The following is a 17190-nucleotide window of genomic DNA, read 5'->3' as shown; positions in this document are numbered from 1 at the left end:
CTCTTCCCATTTTTAAAAGAAATGCTTCATGACACTTTCCGATTCCGATCTTGAGTTCTTCGTCTCGACTGTTGCAGACGCCGGGGTAAACGACATCATTCCGCGCTTTCGTAATTTGAGCGCTTCCGACATTTCCGAAAAANCGTCCGTTATTGATCTCGTGACCGAGGCTGACATTCTGGCGGAAANGCGCATTACTGCTGCCTTGCTCGACCGCTTCCCAAAAGCGCACATCGTTGGCGAAGAAGCCTATGATGCCGACCATTCGGTTATTCCGGCTTTGGTCGATGCTGAACTCGCCTTCGTGATCGACCCTATCGATGGCACGTTCAATTACGCATCCGGTCTGCCGGCATTCGGGACTTTGTTGGCCGTAACCATCAAGGGCGAGACGGTTGCGGGCATCATCCACGACCCTGTCATGGGTGACACGATTGTTTCCGTCAAAGGTGCGGGCGCAACGCTGAAACGCAAGAACGGCAGCGAAGCAAANCTGACAGTGGCAAAGCCTGTCGATCTCTCGCAGATGATCGGCGTGTTTNCCTGGGNTCATAGTTTCCAAGATCGCCGTCCGGTGATTGCCGCCAATATGACCAAGGCCAAGATGGCGCTTTCGCTGAATTGCTCGGCGCATGAATACTGGCTGGTTTCCAGCGGCAAGATTCACTTCATCGGCCACGAAAAGCTGATGCCGTGGGACCATCTGGCCGGTGTGCTGACGCATCAGGAAGCGGGCGGATACACCGCCAAGTTCGACGGAACGCCCTACAGACCTGGTGATTTGACAGGCGGTATTCTGTCTGCGCCGGATAAGGAAAGCTGGAAGATGCTACGCCGAGAAATCGTTGGCCTTTGATTTTGGTCACTATTGTAATGACTGTCGCGCAAAGCCGCCACATAGTTTTTCGCGACAATTTCCGAGGAAGGAAANCCCATGACCGTGGAACTCGACATCGCATCCCTTGCCAACGCCCTGCAAGAGGCGGCGGCGGTGGAAATTCTGCCAAGGTTTCGCAATCTGGGCGAAGGTGATGTGCGGATAAAGACAGAGGCCATCGATCTCGTCACAGAAGCCGATGAGGCAGCTGAACGTTTGATCCGCGACCGGGTGGCCGAATTCATGCCTGACGCATTGTTCGTCGGCGAAGAATCGGTAGCAGCTGACCCGTCGCTGTTGACTAGGCTGGGTAAGGTTGATCTGGCCGTTGTGGTTGATCCCATTGACGGCACCTTCAACTTTGCGGCTGGTCTGCCACTCTTCGGCGTTATGCTGAGCGTTGTGTCAAAGGGTGAGACGGTTGCGGGCTTGATCTACGACCCGATGGGTAATGACTGGGTGATTGCCGAAAAGGGTTCTGGCGCATGGATGTGCAGTGCCGATGGATCGCAGAGCCAGATGAGCGTTGTACCCGCGCCTGAGCTTTCGCAAATGGTGGGCATTGCCAATACCGGCTATTTCGAAGGCGATGTACGCCGCCGTTTGCTGAACAATCTGGCCGATGTACGCCTGTTCACCAGCTACCGGTGTGCCGCCCACGAGTACCGCATCTTCTGCGGCGGCCATATGCACTTCCTGATGTATAACAAGCTGATGCCATGGGATCATCTCGCCGGTACACTGATTTCGCAGGAAGCGGGCGCTTACGCTGCACGCCTCGACGGTTCGCCCTATCTGCCACACCACGTTGACGGAGGGCTTCTGCTGGCGGCGAATGAAGAGACGTGGGAGTTGCTGCGCGAGAAGATTTTTACCGTCTGAGCAAGGCCGAGCTCAAAATGCAAAAGGCGCGGATGTTTTCAACCGCGCCTTTTTTATGTGAGTTTTTTCAATGCGTCGGTTTATTCTGTGGCTGAAAAAGAACGCCTTTTTCACCGAGCAGGACGAAACCGAGGCCAGCCACTGAGACGATGAAGAAACCAGCAACCATCGGCAGAGCGGTGCCATTGAATGCCTGACCTATGGCCGCGCCGATGAGTGAACCACCGATCGTGCTCATGAAGCCGATAACAGATGATGCCGTACCTGCTACGCGGCCGAGCGGCTCCATGGCCAGCGAGTTGAAGTTTGAACCAATGAGGCCGAACTGGAACATCGACAGGGCGAACATTATGATAAAGAGGAAGAACGGCATCGGCTGAGGTCCGAACAGTTGCAGCATCAGCCATACGAAGGTGATGATGATAAAGCCGATCAACGAGCCATGCGACAGCTTTCTCATGCCGAAACGCCCGACAAGACGAGAGTTGAGGAATGATGAGAGCGCCATGAACAGAGCAACGCCAGCAAAGGCTGCCGCAAACCAGGCGCCTAAGTCGTAAATGCCCTTGTAGACTTGCTCTGCCGAATTGATGAACCCGAACAGCGCACCAAAGATGATCGTGCTGGCAATGGTGTAGCAAAGTGCGACCCGGTTGGTCAGAACTATCTTGAAGCCTTGCAGGACGGATGAAGTGGTCAGTTCACGCACGTCTTCCTGATGCAGCGTCTCGGGAAGACGCAGATACATCCATACCGTCACGATGGCCGCAATGGCTGCCATGAAGGCGAAGATCAGATGCCAGTCCCCGAAGAACAGTACGATCTGCCCGGTTCCGGGCGCGATCACCGGCACGACCATGAAGACCATCATGATCAGCGACATGACTTCGGCCATCTGGCGCCCGCCATAGATGTCACGAACGATGGAAACGGTGATGACGCGCGTGGCCGCCGAACCGATGCCCTGAATGAAACGCAGAACAAGAAGCCCCGCAAAAGAGGGCACGAAGACAACGGCGATGGACGACAGAATATAAATACCAAGGCCGAACAGCATTGGTTTGCGCCGCCCGAAACGGTCGGAAATCGGGCCGTAGGCGAGTTGTGAAATGCCAAAACCGATCAGATAGGCAGAAATGACATATTGCCGGTGGTTTTCGTTGTCGACACCCAGCGATGCGCCGATTTCCTGCAGGCCGGGCAGCATGATGTCGATAGCGAGCGCGTTGAGTGCCATCAGCGCGGCAGCAAGCGCAATGAATTCCGTCCGCCCCATTGCGATGGTGCGGGCTGGATCGGATTGTGAAAGATTTGTCACAGACTTTGTCCCCAAAAGAACGGCAAAGGCGTTGCCGGGGGCAACGCCTAGACAAGTTTTAGAATAATAGGGGGGCCGGGGTTCCCGGCCGGAATCAGGCCGCTCCGCGGACGCTGATACCCTGTTCCTGAAGTTGGTCCTGAAGCTCACCGGACTGGAACATCTCTTTTATAATGTCACAGCCGCCGACAAACTCGCCCTTGATGTAAAGCTGGGGAATGGTTGGCCAGTTGGCATAGTCCTTGATGCCTTGACGTAGATCAGCATCCGCAAGCACGTTGATGCCCTTATACTGCACACCCAGGTAATCGAGCATCTGTACGACTTGCCCGGAGAAACCACACTGCGGAAACTGAGGGGTGCCTTTCATGAAAAGCACGACATCGTTGCCCTTCACTTCGCCGTCGATCATTTCGTGAATGCCGCTCATGGCAATTTCCTTTCACACGCGGTTCAAGGCCGCTGCTTCGTTTGTTCTTAAATAACATGGTCGCGAGCGATTTCCAGCCGTTAATGGCAAAAANTCCAAGCGGGTTACGCATATCGTCTATGCGTTTGATGATAAGGCGACAGTGGCCCACACGCCGAGAGATGATCCGCACCGTTTCAGTGTCCGAAATCTCTTGCAGATGCCAAAGGTCGTCAAATATCCAGATTTTCCGCGAAAGCCGAACGATCCTGAATGAAACGGAAGCGGGCTTCGGGTTTGGTGCCCATCAAGTTGTCCACGGCTTCGCGGGTGCCTTCGAAATCCACATCATCGATTTCCACGCGCAGAAGGGTGCGCTTGGAAGGGTCCATGGTGGTTTCCTTCAACTGCGCAGGCATCATTTCGCCAAGGCCTTTGAAGCGGCCTATTTCGACTTTTTTACCCTTGAAGACAGTCTCCATCAATTCGGCACGGTGCACGTCATCGCGGGCGTAGACCGTTTTGGCACCCTGACGAATGACGTAGAGCGGCGGCACCGCGAGGTAGAGGTGGCTGCCACGAATGAGTTCGGGCATTTCCTGATAGAAGAAGGTAATCAGCAGCGAGGCAATATGCGCACCGTCGACGTCGGCATCGGTCATGATGACGATGCGCTCGTAGCGCAAATCTTCGTCGCGATATTTCGTGCGTGTGCCGCAACCGAGTGCCTGAATGAGATCGGCGATCTGCTGATTTGCAGACAGCTTTTCACGGCTGGCACTGCCGACGTTGAGGATTTTTCCACGCAACGGCAGGATGGCCTGGTTTGCGCGGTTGCGCGCCTGCTTGGCGGAACCGCCAGCCGAATCACCTTCCACGATGAAAAGCTCTGCACCCTCTGCCGTGTTCTGGGAGCAATCCGCCAGTTTGCCGGGTAGACGCAACTTGCGAACGGCGGTCTTTCGGTTGACTTCCTTTTCCTTGCGGCGACGAAGGCGCTCTTCGCAACGCTCGATAACCCAATCCAGAAGCTTTGCGGCTTCGTTGGGGTTACCAGCCAGATAGTGGTCGAACGGATCACGAAGCGCGTTTTCGACGATGCGCTGCGCTTCCACCGTCGCCAGCTTGTCCTTGGTCTGGCCCACGAATTCAGGCTCACGAATGAAGACGGACAGCATACCGACAGCCGAAATCATCACATCGTCAGTGGTGATTTCGCGGGCGCGCTTGTTCTGCGTCAACTCCGCATAGTTTTTCAGCCCCTTGGTCAACGCAATGCGCAGGCCAGCCTCGTGGGTGCCACCCTCAGGCGTGGGGATAGTGTTGCAATAGGAATGCAACTGGGCATCGCCACCATACCAGGTGACAGCCCATTCCATGGCGCCATGGCCGCCGGTCCTTTCCGTCTTCCCAGAAAAGATTTCGCGGGTGACCGTGAAGTCCTTGCCCAGCGTTGCCGCCAGATAATCCTTCAGACCACCGGGAAAGTGGAAAACTGCCTTTTCCGGGATGTCACCGTCCGGTGGCACCATGCCGGGATCACAGCTCCAGCGTATCTCGACGCCGCCGAAGAGGTAGGCTTTCGAGCGGGCCATACGGAAAATGCGTGCCGGTTCGAACTTTGCATGTTCACCGAAGATTTGCGGATCGGGATGAAAACGAACGCGTGTGCCACGACGATTGTGCACATCGCCCAGTTCTTCTAGCCCGCCCATGGGAATGCCGCGTGAAAAACGCTGGCGATAAAGCTTGCGGTTTCGGGCAACTTCCACTTCAAGCAGGTCGGACAAGGCGTTGACGACTGATACGCCGACGCCGTGAAGGCCGCCAGACGTTTCATAAGCTTTGCCGTCGAACTTGCCGCCCGCATGCAGCTTGGTCATGATGACTTCCAGCGTGGATTTGCCGGGGACCTGCGGGTGATTTTCCACCGGAATACCGCGGCCATTGTCGCTGACAGTCAGAAATCCTTGCGTATCCAGATGGACTTCGATGAAATTGGCGTGACCAGCGACGGCCTCGTCCATCGAGTTGTCGATGACTTCGGCGAACAGATGGTGCAGCGCTTTTTCATCCGTGCCGCCAATGTACATGCCAGGACGCATGCGAACGGGCTCAAGCCCTTCCAGCACGCGAATGGACGACGCACCATATTCCTGCTCGGAAGAGGTTGTCACGACCACAGGCTTGGGGGCGCTGGCGACAGCTTTCACCACAGGCGCAGGTGCCGGTTCACTCGTTTCCGGTTCCTGACGCTTTGCCGTAGATTGGCTTGAAAAANGATCGTTGCTATCGTCCATTGTGCCCAGTTCAGTCAGAATTTGGCCATGCGAGCAGGCATATGATTTGCCACAACGGCAACCAAATGTTGCTACTCAAGCACGGATGATCGGTTTTCGCGTCGTCCTAAGGATTGCGCCGCGCCTGCCCGGATGGCAAGTGTTGTGGCTTAAATGAAATGGTTCCTCAAGGCATGTCCACAGCTATCTTCACCTTTNGTACTCTTTTTNGCCTGTCTGTTGCGATCGTGCCAGCCTCTGCACAAAGCGCAGGAGGGCCGCTTAAGCCTTTCAAGGACGAGCTGTTCTCAACACAGACGGTACTCTCCACAGGGGACAATGGCGCATCGCAGATTATCGACTATCAGGAAATGCATGACATCAATGGGCGCGACGATACGCCAGAGCGACGGGTGAAGCGACAATATGTCGACCTCGCGCCTAAGAAGTTTCAAGAGCTTGAGACAATCGCGGTTGGGGGCAGGGCGCTGGAGGTTGGTCGCGTTGGCGCAACAACTGGTCAGGCCTTCACGGTGATTTTCATCCACGGTCGCGGCGGTGATCGCAGGCTGGGCATGAATGACTACACCTTCGGCGGCAATTTCAATCGGCTGAAGAATTTGGCGGTTGCCAATGGCGGCACCTATTATGCGCCGAGCGTGCGTAGCTTCGATGAGAAGGGCGTGGCCGATATTGCCGCATTGATTGCTGATGCCAACGCGAAGTCTGGCGGGCGTCCCGTCATTCTCGCCTGTGCGTCTATGGGCAGTTTCATTTGCTATGGTATCAGCCGCGATGCGCAGGCCGTATCGAATCTCAAGGGCATGGCAATCCTTGGCGGTGCGGTTGATCCGGACTTTCCCAAAAGCGCTTTNGTGAAGGCCAAAAAGCCCCTTTGGTTCACGCATGGCAGTGAGGACAAGGTGTATTCCGCTCAGCAGCAGGCGGGTATGTTCCGCACATTGTTGAAAGCTGGCCAGCCGACACGCTTCACGCTCTATCAATCCGGCACCCACGGTACCCCGGTACGCATGACGGATTGGCGCGCGGTGCTGAATTTTTTGATCACGCATTGAGCAAGGATGGCGTCAAAACGACGAAAACAAGCAAAATGCTGCGATTTTAACCGATGTTATGAACCAAAAGCGTTCTTTTTNGTACCAAATACAATCGCTAGCCTTTAAGACATAAAGGAAACTGGCCGCTATGAGCGCTTGGACTTTGTTGAGCGCTTTTGAAGTTAAGAGGAATAGATCGCCCATGACCCCTGATGTTCGCCCGCTCGTCGCTGGAAACTGGAAGATGAACGGAACGCGCGATTCGCTTGATCAGATCAAAGCGATGGCCGAGGGTGTCAAAGGTCCGCTTTCGGACAAGGTGGACGCGCTGATCTGCCCGCCCTCGACACTGCTGTATGTCGCGACAGCTCTGAGCGATGACAGCCCGCTGAAAATCGGTGCGCAGGATTGCCACCAGAACCCGTCGGGCGCCCATACGGGTGACATCTCGGCCGAGATGATTGCCGATTGCTTCGGCACTCATGTCATCGTTGGCCATTCCGAACGCCGCACCGACCATGCAGAAACCGACCATCTGGTCCGCGCCAAGGCCACTGCCGCCTATGCGGCGGAACTGGTTGCCATCATCTGCATCGGAGAGACGGCGGATGAGCGAAAGTCTGGCCAGACGCTGGATGTTCTCAAGCGACAGCTTGCCGGTTCCTTGCCTGATGATGCGACAGCAGAAANCACCGTGATTGCCTACGAGCCGGTATGGGCCATCGGAACCGGCCTGACGCCGACCACGCAGGACGTGAGAGAGGCTCACGCCTTCATGCGTGAAGAGTTGGTCAAGCGCTTCGGTGCGGAAGGGCAGGGCATGCGTATTCTCTACGGCGGCTCCGTCAAACCAACAAACGCTCTCGAACTGATGGGTGTGGAAAATGTCGATGGCGCGCTGATTGGCGGCGCAAGCTTGAAAGCATCCGATTTCCTCTCCATCTACGCCGCTTATGAGCAATTGACGGCCTGATGCCGTCTTTCGTCTCTCAGGGGGTTGGAATACGCTTTCGCCTCATGTAAAGAGCCGCAAACTTCTTCATTGTGCTCCAAACGGGGCATGGAATGGATTGTCATGCAGAACGTACTGATTGTTATTCATCTCATGATCGTGCTGGCGCTCGTCGGCGTTGTCTTGGTTCAGCGCTCCGAAGGCGGCGGCCTAGGTATCGGCGGCGGCTCTGGGTTTATGTCCGCACGCGGCACGGCAAATGCGCTGACGCGCGCAACAGCCATTCTCGCCGCGCTGTTCTTCGTCACGTCTCTCGGCCTCGGTCTTCTGACACGCTACGAATCGCGCCCGACGGATATTCTGGATCGCATTCCGGCGACACAGGGTCAGGGTAACGGCATTCTTGATACGCTGGGGCCATCGTCTTCGACGCCTGCTGCTCCGGCTCAGAACGGTGTGCCATCATCGACCAACGGTGCGGCGGCCCCGGCGACAACGACACCAGCACCAGCGACCCCGGCTCCGGCAACGCCAGCCCCGGCCAATTCGAACGCAGTTCCGACCGGCCAGTAAACCCGGTTGAGGCATAACACTCCGGCAGGCCAAAAGCCTGCCGGTTTTCTTTNGTTCATATTCCTGCCACGCCGTGTCGCGTCATCAACAGATGAATGCGCTTCTAGTTAATTTTGGGCTGGCGGAATCACTCATTNAAAGGTAACCGGTGAATCCCATGGCGCGATATGTATTCATCACAGGCGGCGTGGTCTCTTCTCTTGGTAAGGGCATTGCCGCTGCAGCACTCGGAGCGTTGTTGCAATCCCGTGGTTACCGGGTGCGACTTCGCAAACTTGACCCCTATCTCAATGTCGATCCCGGCACGATGAGCCCCACCCAACACGGTGAAGTCTTCGTGACGGACGACGGCGCAGAGACGGACCTCGATCTTGGTCACTACGAACGCTTCACAGGACGTTCGGCCACCAAGACCGACAACATCACCACGGGTCGCATTTACAAGAACATCATCGACAAGGAACGCCGCGGCGATTATCTCGGCGCGACTGTGCAGGTGATTCCGCACGTTACGAACGAGATCAAGAATTTCGTGACTGAGGGCAACGAGGACTACGACTTCGTCATCTGCGAAATCGGCGGCACTGTGGGCGATATCGAAGCCATGCCATTCATGGAAGCGATCCGTCAGGCGAAGAACGATCTTCCACGCGGCACTGCCATATTCGTTCACCTCACATTGATGCCTTACATTCCCGCAGCAGGCGAGCTTAAGACCAAGCCGACACAGCATTCCGTCAAGGAGTTGCAGGCGCTGGGCATTCACCCCGATATTCTGCTGGTGCGTGCAGACCGGGAAATCCCTGAAGCTGAACGCCGCAAGCTTTCGCTGTTCTGCAATGTGCGTCCATCCGCCGTTATTCAGGCACTTGATGTGGCCAACATCTATGACGTACCGATTGCCTACCACAAGGAAGGCCTCGACAACGAAGTTCTGGCAGCCTTCGGCATCGAGCCTGCGCCAAAGCCACGCCTCGAGCAGTGGGAAGAGGTCTGCAACCGCATCCACACGCCGGAAGGCGAAGTGACGATTGCCATCGTCGGTAAATATACCGGCCTCAAGGATGCATATAAGTCGTTGATCGAAGCCCTGCATCACGGAGGCTTTGCCAACCGCGTCAAGGTCAATCTGGAATGGATCGAGTCGGAAGTCTTCGAAAAGGAAGATCCGGCACCCTATCTTGAAAAGGTCGATGCCATCCTCGTTCCCGGCGGTTTTGGAGAGCGTGGCTCTGAAGGTAAAATCCGCGCTGCCCAATATGCCCGCGAGCGTCAGGTGCCCTATTTCGGCATCTGCTTCGGCATGCAGATGGCAGTCGTGGAAGCGGCCCGCAATCTAGCCGGTATCGAACAGGCTTCGTCCACCGAATTCGGCACAACGCCAGAACCTGTCGTCGGTCTGATGACTGAATGGGTGAAGGGCAACGAGCTCGAAAAGCGCAATGCAGCTGGTGATCTCGGCGGCACGATGCGCTTGGGCGCCTACAAGGCATCGCTCAAGAAAGGCACCAAGATCGCGGAAATCTACGGCTCCACGGACATCTCCGAACGTCACCGCCACCGTTACGAAGTCAACGTGGACTACAAGGATCGCCTCGAAAACTGCGGCCTCGTCTTCTCCGGCATGTCGCCGGATGGTGTATTGCCTGAAACCGTCGAGTACCCCGACCATCCGTGGTTCATTGGTGTGCAATACCACCCAGAACTCAAGAGCCGCCCGCTTGACCCGCATCCGCTGTTTGCAAGCTTCATTGAAGCGGCACTGGAGCGGAGCCGGTTGGTTTGATTGGACGCAATTTAAAATGAAAAGGGCTGCAGCGATGCGGCCTTTTTCTTGTTAAGGTCTACTTTACGCCACAGCACACATTTGCAGTCGTTGCAAATTCTGGCAGGTGTTGCTTGAATCGGCATTTTAGCGAAAGAAGTAAATGGCCTTAGTTTTTCGCTTTTTCATAGGCCATGAATAGATCAGTTACGAGAACGCCGTTGATCCGCATCCCCGTTAAATCGGCGTCTTTGATCTCAGAATCTGCCAACGTGACGCCGCTTATGGTTAAGCGCGAGAGATTTGCATTCGTAATGGTGGCTCCAGACAAATTGACGTTATTAAAGCGTGCGTCTGCCAGAGTGATATCGTCAAAAACCGCATCGCTTAAATTGGTGTCGGTAAACCTTGCCCTAGTCAAAACAGCGTAAAACTGTGCATCTGCGAGGTTTACGCCGTCGAAATTAGCGCGTGACATATCGGCGCGCTTGTAATGCGTTCCCTGCATTTGAGGGCCATCAAATTGATTGTGTTCTTGGGGTGCGGTCATTCTCTTATCCTCCGTTCAATTATGATTGTGACCCAAATAATGTCAGGCTGTACAATTATTTACGACCGTCAAATCTGAAATAGAAATGGCCAAGCAAATTCCGGCCGTGCCGTTCGTCGCACAACTAAATTTAGCGACAAAATGACCAGTTCTGATTTTTAAATAAAATCTCGGTCGCAAAACATAGCTCATGATCTCACTTCAGCAAGCGCTCGCTTAAGCGGCTCGTCCGATACCTGGATGAACCCTTGGAACGGTATGTCCATGTCAACCACGAGGTAAAAAGCTGCTGCAAAAAGCGCTGCGGCAATGACGAAGGATATAACGACGACGGAGTTCTTCGGCGCTCGATAACCGAAGCTTCCAAAAATCAGGACAAGCCATGCCACCACTATGCCAACAAGCGGCATCGGAATCACGCCTTCCGATTGCTCGATGATTGTCCAGCGCTGTTCTACCAAGCGCTGAAATTGTCGCCGTATGTCTGAAGCGAGGTCAGCGTGATACGGCTCTACAGGTTGAATAGTCATGAGGGTATCGGACAAACGGTCTAGCGCTGTCCCTGCTGGATCTGGCGCTCCCTTGACACTGTCAACGGCACGCGCCGGGTGCGCTATCGCCATTTCTATGTATGCGCTTAGCGCGCTCCGAGCGTCTCTGCCACCTATTCCGTAGCTCCGAAGCGAGTGATCGAGCAGGATCAGATTGGTGGCATATGAATGGGAGTTGGCGTTGACTGTTTCGAACGTATTTTTNGACGAGTTGATCATAAGACCGAAGACCAGCGACGTCATGACAACGAAAATATTGGCGACAAGACGGATGACTGCATTCGTTTCGTCGTCTTTGTGATGAGCGGCCAGTTTTGGAGAAATGATCATTGCGCCGAGCGAGGCGGACAAGAGGCACGCGAAGACTGTGGCAGCCAATAAGGTGTCGATCATTTACCGCGCTCCAAAAGCTGTCCTTACTATCTTAACCGCACCATCAAACACTCCCCACCAGCTTCAAGTTCCGGTGCATGCGNCGCGCGCACGATCAAACAATCCGAGTGCGCCATGGTCTTCATCATCGCGGAATCCTGTTTGGTGAAGGCTTCGACGATGGGCTGGTCGTTTTCGTGGCCGATGATTCGGGCTCGTAGGTAGTCCTGACGCTGGTCGTTTGCTTTGAGTGTGGTGGCGGTCTTGGCCGTTGTTTCGCGGGAGACGATCTGGCGGTGGCCGCGTTTTTTGATCAGGGGTTCCAGAAAGAGCAGGCTGCAAACAAGGCTGGCGACCGGGTTGCCGGGAAGGCCAAGAACCTGCATCTCTCCGATCGCACCGACTATCAGTGGTTTNCCGGGGCGCATGGCGATACGCCAGAAATCCAGCACCATTCCTTGCGCTTTCAGCGCCGCCTGCACAAGATCATGATCGCCCACAGATGCGCCGCCGAGCGTGACGAGAATATCGGCTCGCCCAGCGATGGCCTTGTCGATTGCGGCCCGGATGAGCGTTTCATCGTCAGGCACAATTCCGAGATCGAGNATTTCAGCTCCTGCCTTGCGGGCGAGGGCGGAAACACCGAAGGTATTTGACGCGATGATCTGAGCGGGATTGGGCTTGCCGCCCGGCACCACCAGCTCATCGCCCGTTGCCAGTACGGCGACGACAGGCTTGCGATATACACAAAGCTCCGCATGGTTCATTGCAGCAGCAAGCGTTATGTCCGTGAAGGTCAGTTCAGTTCCTGCCTTCAGTACTGCCTCACCTTCCAGAAAATCCTGTCCGCGTGGACGGATGTGTCTGCCTTTTGTGACCTGAAACGTCGTGCGTATCTGGCTGTTATCCAGGACTTCGGCATCTTCCTGAATGAGAACCGCATCCGCGCCCTGCGGCAATGGTGCGCCGGTGAAGATACGCACGACCTGGCCGTTGCCGACGATTCCTGAAAATGCGTGACCTGCCGCAGCCGCTCCGATGACGGTGAGAACAGAGCCGATCTGTGGCGCATCCGCTGCACGCAAAGCATAGCCGTCCATCGCCGACGCATCGAAAGGCGGCTGGGTTAGACGCGCTGACAGATCGCGGGCGAGGACGCGTTGATCGGCATCTGTCAGATGCACAAGCTCAACAGCTGTGACGGGATTTGCAGCACCCAGCAATCGAGCCTGGGCTTCGGCAACGGGCAGGAGGGGCTTCATGGTGGTTCCTCTTCCTGTGACGGCGCTGCTCAAGCTTTGAAATGCCCGGACTTTCCACCGGTCTTTTCCAAAAGTCTGATCGAACCGATTTCCATACCTTTGTCGGCAGATTTGGCCATATCGTAGATGGTGAGGCAGGCTATGGAAACAGCCGTCAGCGCTTCCATCTCCACACCCGTCTTGCCAGAAAGCTTGACGGTGGCCTGCACGCGCAGGCCTGGCAGGGCATCATCCTCTGAAATATCAACAGCAACCTTGGTCAACATTAGCGGATGGCAGAGAGGTATGAGGTTCGACGTCTGCTTTGCGGCCATGATGCCGGCGAGACGGGCTGTGCCGATAACATCACCCTTTTTGGCGTTACCTTCGCGGATCAGCGTCAGCGTTTCCGGCTTCATCTTCACGAAACCCTCGGCCACTGCAACGCGTGCGGTTTCCACCTTGTCGCCGACATCCACCATATGCGCTTCGCCTGAAGCGCCGATATGGGTGAGGTTCAGATCGGCACTCATTCGGCAGCCAAGCTGTCTGTTTGGCCGTTCAGGAGCATGCGTGTGGCGGCTGCGACATCATCCTTGCGCATGAGGCTCTCACCGACGAGAAATGTCGTGATGCCTGATGCCTGAAGGCGCGTGCAGTCTTCAAATGTGAAANTTCCGCTCTCGCCCACTAGCAACTTGTCATCCGGAACCATGGCGGCCAGTCGCTCGCTGGTCTCCAAGCTGACGTCGAAAGTGCGCAGATTACGATTGTTGATACCAAGCAGCGGAGAGCCGAGTTTCAGCGCCCGCTCGGTTTCTTCCTCGTCGTGCACTTCCACCAGAACGTCCATGCCCAGTGAGAAGGCTTCATCTTCCAGACGCTTTGCTTCGTCGTCGGAAAGGGACGCCATGATGATCAAAATGCAATCGGCACCCCAGGCGCGGGCTTCATGGACCTGATAGGTTTCGAACATAAAATCCTTTCGCAGTGCGGGCAGGGTGCAGACATTTCGAGCTGCGGTCAGAAAATCTGGTGCGCCCTGAAAACTCGGCGTATCCGTTAGCACCGAAAGGCAGGCCGCTCCGCCCGTCTCATAGGCCTTCGCGAGAGCCGGTGGATCGAAATCCGGGCGGATAAGACCTTTGGATGGACTGGCCTTCTTGATTTCGGCAATGAGGCCGAATGTACCATCGGCTCGGCGGCGCTTCAGCGCTTCGTAAAAACCGCGTGGTGCCGTCTGGTCCGCAGCCATGGCTTTGAGGTCTGCCAGCGAAACCTTGGTTTTGGCCGCTGCAATTTCTTCGCGCTTATAGGCTTCGATCTTTTTCAGAATGTCGCTCATGGCTTTACCCTATTCTTCGTTCGAGACCATAACCAGTCTGTCCAACGCGGCAGAGGCTCTGCCGTCATCTAAGGAGGCGCTTGCGATTTTCATGCCATCCATCAGTGTTTCGGCCTTACCAGCGACCACGAGGGCAGCTGCGGCATTGCACAAGGCCACATCGCGGTAAGGATTTTTNCGCGCCACCCAGAACGCCGCGAAGCGCTGTCGCATTGGCGATACCATCGCCGCCTTTGAGATCATTGATGCTGGCAATGTCCACGCCGAAATCCTTTGGCGTCAGATCAAAGGTTCTGATCTGGCCATTCTCGAGCGCCGCCACATGCGTTGTACCGGTGGTGGTGACCTCATCCAGTCCATCACCGTGAACGACCCAGATGCTTTCAGACCCGAGATCACGTAGAACTTCAGCCAGTGGCACCAGCCAGCGCGGCGAAAATACGCCAAGCAATTGTCTCTTCGCACCGGCAGGGTTGGATAGAGGGCCGAGCAGATTGAAGACGGTGCGTGTACCAAGCTCGACTCGGCTTGGGCCGACATGGCGCATGGCTGAGTGGTGAAGCTGGGCGAACATGAAGCCGAGACCGGCTTCGGTTATGCAGCGGCTGATAAGCTTCGGTCCAATATCGAGTTTGACGCCAAGCGCCGAGAGGGCATCAGCAGTGCCCGACTTCGAACTGAGCGCCCGGTTGCCATGCTTCGCCACAGGAACGCCCGTGCCCGCCACGATGATCGAGGCAAGTGTGGAAATGTTGTAGGTCCCAAGCCCATCGCCACCGGTGCCGACAATATCCATGGCATCGGCAGGCGCAGTCACTGGCAGCATACGGGCGCGCATCGATGAAACGGCGCCGACGATTTCGTCGACGGTCTCACCGCGCACCCGCAAAGCCATGAGGAAGCCGCCAATTTGCGATGGTGTTGCCTCACCCGACATCAGAATGTCGAAGGCTTCGCGAGACTGCTCTCGTGTCAGGCTTTCGCCGTTGGCAACCTTGGCAATCAACGGCTTCAACTCAGCCATGTCCTCATGTCTCCAGTTACGGCTTAGTAAGCGGTCATGGCCTGATCGGCTACAGCCTGATTGATGGTGACACCGTAGTCGTTCTGAAGGCGGTTGACCATCTGATCGAGCATATCGTCGCCAGCGGCATTTGCCATGGCTGTGATCTGCTGGTCGCTGTTGTCGAGGGCATCAGTGGGCGTCGTCGTGTTGACTTCTGTGACCTTGAACAGAATGCGGCTGGAACCTTCGGTGTCCGGCGCAGTACCAACGAGGCCCTGCGCACCGGCGAAGACGGCAGACACGGCCTGCTGACCCAATACGGCATCTTCGCTGGTGCGGCGAAGGCCCATCTTGGTTTCAACGCCCAAGCCCATTTCACCGGCGATTGCGGCCAGCGCCTCACCCTTTTCCGCGCGTGTCTTCAACTCGTCAGCTTTGGCGGCCAGCGCAGTACGCTGCTGTTCCGCCGTCCAGTCAGCGACGACCTGCTCCTTGACTTCATCAAGCGTACGGTCACGGGGCGGGGTAATCTGCTGGAGGTCAAACCAGACATAACCGTCGCGGCCGATATTGACGGCGGGCGCATCGCCACCCTGCTCAGCCTTGAAGACCTCTGCAACGAGGGCAGGGGTCGGCAGACCTTCAACCGGGTTGCCCTTTTCGTCTCCGCCGTTGGAATCGATGGCGTTGACGGTAACAGGCTTAAGGTTGAGTTGCGTTGCTGCATCCGTCAGCGAGGTACCACCGCCACGCAAATCTTCGTATCGGTCATGAACATTGTTCAGTTCTTCGGCAGCTTTTGTCGTTGCAAGGGTAGTGCGAATTTCTTCTTTCGCCTCATCCAGCGTCTTCATGCTTTCGTTCTTGATTCCGGTAACACGCAGGATGACGGGACCAAAAGCACCGTCGACCACTGGAGAAACGCCGCCGTCCTTCTGGATTGCAAATACAGCATCAGCAATCGATGGATCAGTGACGGTGTCTCTGGTGAATTCTCCGAGAATGACGTCTGCAGGCTGCTTGCCCTGGTCCTTGACGACCTGGTCGTAAGTCGTGGTGCCAGCGCGAATTTGCGCCGCCGCCGCTTCTGCCATTTCCTTGTCCGCGAATGTCAACTGCTCAATTGTGCGGCGTCCGGCAGTACGGAAGGCATCCTTGTGGCCCTCATAATACTCGGAAATCTGCTGATCGGTGACCGCGCCCTGGTCGGCAATGTCGGTCGCCTCAAGCTTCACATAGGTGAACTTGCGATATTCCGGTGCGCGGTACTGCGCCTTGTTCTTCTCGAACCAGGCAGCAAGCACGTCATCACCCGGCGCCTTGACCGGATCGATATTGGCATTGGACAGAAGTACATATTCAATGGACCGCTGCTCGTCGCGATACTGCTTCAGCGCGTCAACGAGAACCTGCGGTGGCTTGAAGCCATCCGAAACGGCGTCAACGATCTGTCCTCGGACAGCAACCTTGCTACGTTCCTTGACATAATCGTCTTCATTGAAACCAGCACCGCGCAGACGCTGGCTGAACAGGTTGCGGTCGAATTGGCCACTGGGCGACTTGAAAGCGGGGTCTTCGGCAATCAACGTTGCCAGTCGGTCTTCAGAAAGGCCGAGGTTCATATTAGATGCCAGTTCATCCAGTGCGGCCCCTGCCGAAAGCTGGCTGAAAACCTGACGGTCTATGCCGAAAGCCTTCGCCTGCTCCGTCGTCAGACGCGTACCGAATTGGCGGCCGACATCTGCCAGTTGGCGCTGATAGGCAAAACGAAACTCATTCGGTGTCACGGTCTGGTCGCCAACCGTCATGACGGCATGCGAGTTTGTCGACACCAGAGAAGCGGAAACGCCCCACACGCCAAAAGAGAGGACGAGGAGGAGAAGAAGAATCTTTGCCGCCAGAGTTCGAGAAGCATTTCTCAGGGAATCGAGCATCGTTATGCAAACCTCACAATATTTGCCCATTAGCCGGGTCTATGGGGCTTCCTTAAATCAAACCACTTTGAAATTGAA

15 protein-coding genes and 1 pseudogene are annotated in these 17190 nt (G+C 55.9%); 6 read left to right on the top strand and 10 right to left on the bottom strand.

Going from position 1 to position 17190, the window contains the following annotated elements:
* Positions 1–28: 28 nt before the first annotated feature.
* Positions 29–856 carry an inositol monophosphatase family protein gene (locus CUC55_RS16905; protein WP_103088588.1) on the top strand — a complete coding sequence of 276 codons (828 nt, stop codon included), beginning with the start codon at positions 29–31 and terminating at the stop codon, positions 854–856.
* Positions 857–934: 78 nt separating this feature from the next.
* Positions 935–1759 (top strand): inositol monophosphatase family protein, encoded by an 825-nt coding sequence (locus CUC55_RS16900; RefSeq protein WP_067643286.1) that lies wholly within the window; start codon positions 935–937, stop codon positions 1757–1759.
* Between the two features lie 67 nt (positions 1760–1826).
* On the opposite strand, the gene CUC55_RS16895 is transcribed toward CUC55_RS16900, so the two are convergent.
* From CUC55_RS16895 to parE, 3 genes are all read right to left on the bottom strand, one after another.
* Positions 1827–3077: a multidrug effflux MFS transporter gene (locus CUC55_RS16895; protein ID WP_173645911.1), complete on the bottom strand. Its 1251-nt coding sequence runs from the start codon at positions 3075–3077 to the stop codon at positions 1827–1829.
* Positions 3078–3171: 94 nt separating this feature from the next.
* Positions 3172–3507, bottom strand: a complete 336-nt coding sequence (gene grxD / locus CUC55_RS16890) for a Grx4 family monothiol glutaredoxin (RefSeq protein ID WP_067643283.1) — start codon at positions 3505–3507, stop codon at positions 3172–3174.
* 212 nt (positions 3508–3719) lie between these two features.
* Entirely contained in the window at positions 3720–5786 is a 2067-nt protein-coding gene (parE, locus tag CUC55_RS16885; RefSeq protein ID WP_103088587.1) for a DNA topoisomerase IV subunit B, read from the bottom strand.
* 173 nt (positions 5787–5959) lie between these two features.
* On the opposite strand from parE, the gene CUC55_RS16880 reads away from it, so the two are divergent.
* The 4 genes from CUC55_RS16880 to CUC55_RS16865 all read left to right on the top strand — a co-directional run bounded on the left by CUC55_RS16880 (position 5960) and on the right by CUC55_RS16865 (position 10134).
* A complete protein-coding gene (locus CUC55_RS16880) occupies positions 5960–6841 on the top strand; it encodes a phospholipase (RefSeq protein ID WP_103088586.1) in 882 nt (293 codons plus the stop codon).
* A gap of 184 nt (positions 6842–7025) precedes the next feature.
* The gene (gene tpiA / locus CUC55_RS16875; protein ID WP_103088585.1) at positions 7026–7796 is read left to right on the top strand and encodes a triose-phosphate isomerase; all 771 of its coding nucleotides are present in this window, start codon (positions 7026–7028) and stop codon (positions 7794–7796) included.
* A gap of 102 nt (positions 7797–7898) precedes the next feature.
* A complete protein-coding gene (gene secG / locus CUC55_RS16870) occupies positions 7899–8348 on the top strand; it encodes a preprotein translocase subunit SecG (RefSeq protein WP_067644194.1) in 450 nt (149 codons plus the stop codon).
* A 157-nt stretch (positions 8349–8505) separates the two neighbouring features.
* Positions 8506–10134 carry a CTP synthase gene (locus CUC55_RS16865; protein WP_067643271.1) on the top strand — a complete coding sequence of 543 codons (1629 nt, stop codon included), beginning with the start codon at positions 8506–8508 and terminating at the stop codon, positions 10132–10134.
* A gap of 148 nt (positions 10135–10282) precedes the next feature.
* Here CUC55_RS16865 and CUC55_RS16860 read toward each other — a convergent pair whose 3' ends face one another.
* The 7 genes and pseudogenes from CUC55_RS16860 to CUC55_RS16830 form a co-directional block, all read right to left on the bottom strand.
* Complete coding sequence (locus tag CUC55_RS16860) at positions 10283–10663, bottom strand: pentapeptide repeat-containing protein (protein WP_067643268.1); 381 nt, start codon at positions 10661–10663, stop codon at positions 10283–10285.
* A 188-nt stretch (positions 10664–10851) separates the two neighbouring features.
* The gene (locus tag CUC55_RS23755; RefSeq protein WP_067643265.1) at positions 10852–11607 is read right to left on the bottom strand and encodes a bestrophin-like domain; all 756 of its coding nucleotides are present in this window, start codon (positions 11605–11607) and stop codon (positions 10852–10854) included.
* Between the two features lie 26 nt (positions 11608–11633).
* Positions 11634–12848, bottom strand: a complete 1215-nt coding sequence (locus CUC55_RS16850; protein ID WP_103088584.1) for a molybdopterin molybdotransferase MoeA — start codon at positions 12846–12848, stop codon at positions 11634–11636.
* Between the two features lie 29 nt (positions 12849–12877).
* Complete coding sequence (gene moaC / locus CUC55_RS16845; protein WP_067643258.1) at positions 12878–13360, bottom strand: cyclic pyranopterin monophosphate synthase MoaC; 483 nt, start codon at positions 13358–13360, stop codon at positions 12878–12880.
* The gene (gene trpC, locus CUC55_RS16840) at positions 13357–14172 is read right to left on the bottom strand and encodes an indole-3-glycerol phosphate synthase TrpC (protein WP_103088583.1); all 816 of its coding nucleotides are present in this window, start codon (positions 14170–14172) and stop codon (positions 13357–13359) included. Before trpC ends, moaC begins: the two co-directional genes overlap by 4 nt.
* A gap of 9 nt (positions 14173–14181) precedes the next feature.
* Positions 14182–15196: pseudogene (trpD, locus tag CUC55_RS16835) on the bottom strand (anthranilate phosphoribosyltransferase).
* A 23-nt stretch (positions 15197–15219) separates the two neighbouring features.
* Positions 15220–17112: a peptidylprolyl isomerase gene (locus CUC55_RS16830; protein WP_067643250.1), complete on the bottom strand. Its 1893-nt coding sequence runs from the start codon at positions 17110–17112 to the stop codon at positions 15220–15222.
* Positions 17113–17190: the final 78 nt, after the last annotated feature.

Source organism: Agrobacterium bohemicum (genome assembly GCF_002896715.1).
GTDB classification, from domain to species: Bacteria; Pseudomonadota; Alphaproteobacteria; order Rhizobiales; family Rhizobiaceae; genus Agrobacterium; species Agrobacterium bohemicum.
This window is presented reverse-complemented; position numbering and strand designations above follow the sequence as displayed.

Coding starts and splice junctions, on each gene's coding strand:
- CUC55_RS16830 (WP_067643250.1), bottom strand. CDS start 17,112: ATGCTCGATTCCCTGAGAAATGCTTCTCGAACTCTGGCGGCAAAGATT.
- CUC55_RS16860 (WP_067643268.1), bottom strand. CDS start 10,663: ATGACCGCACCCCAAGAACACAATCAATTTGATGGCCCTCAAATGCAG.
- CUC55_RS16865 (WP_067643271.1), top strand. CDS start 8,506: ATGGCGCGATATGTATTCATCACAGGCGGCGTGGTCTCTTCTCTTGGT.
- moaC (WP_067643258.1), bottom strand. CDS start 13,360: ATGAGTGCCGATCTGAACCTCACCCATATCGGCGCTTCAGGCGAAGCG.
- grxD (WP_067643283.1), bottom strand. CDS start 3,507: ATGAGCGGCATTCACGAAATGATCGACGGCGAAGTGAAGGGCAACGAT.
- CUC55_RS16900 (WP_067643286.1), top strand. CDS start 935: ATGACCGTGGAACTCGACATCGCATCCCTTGCCAACGCCCTGCAAGAG.
- secG (WP_067644194.1), top strand. CDS start 7,899: ATGCAGAACGTACTGATTGTTATTCATCTCATGATCGTGCTGGCGCTC.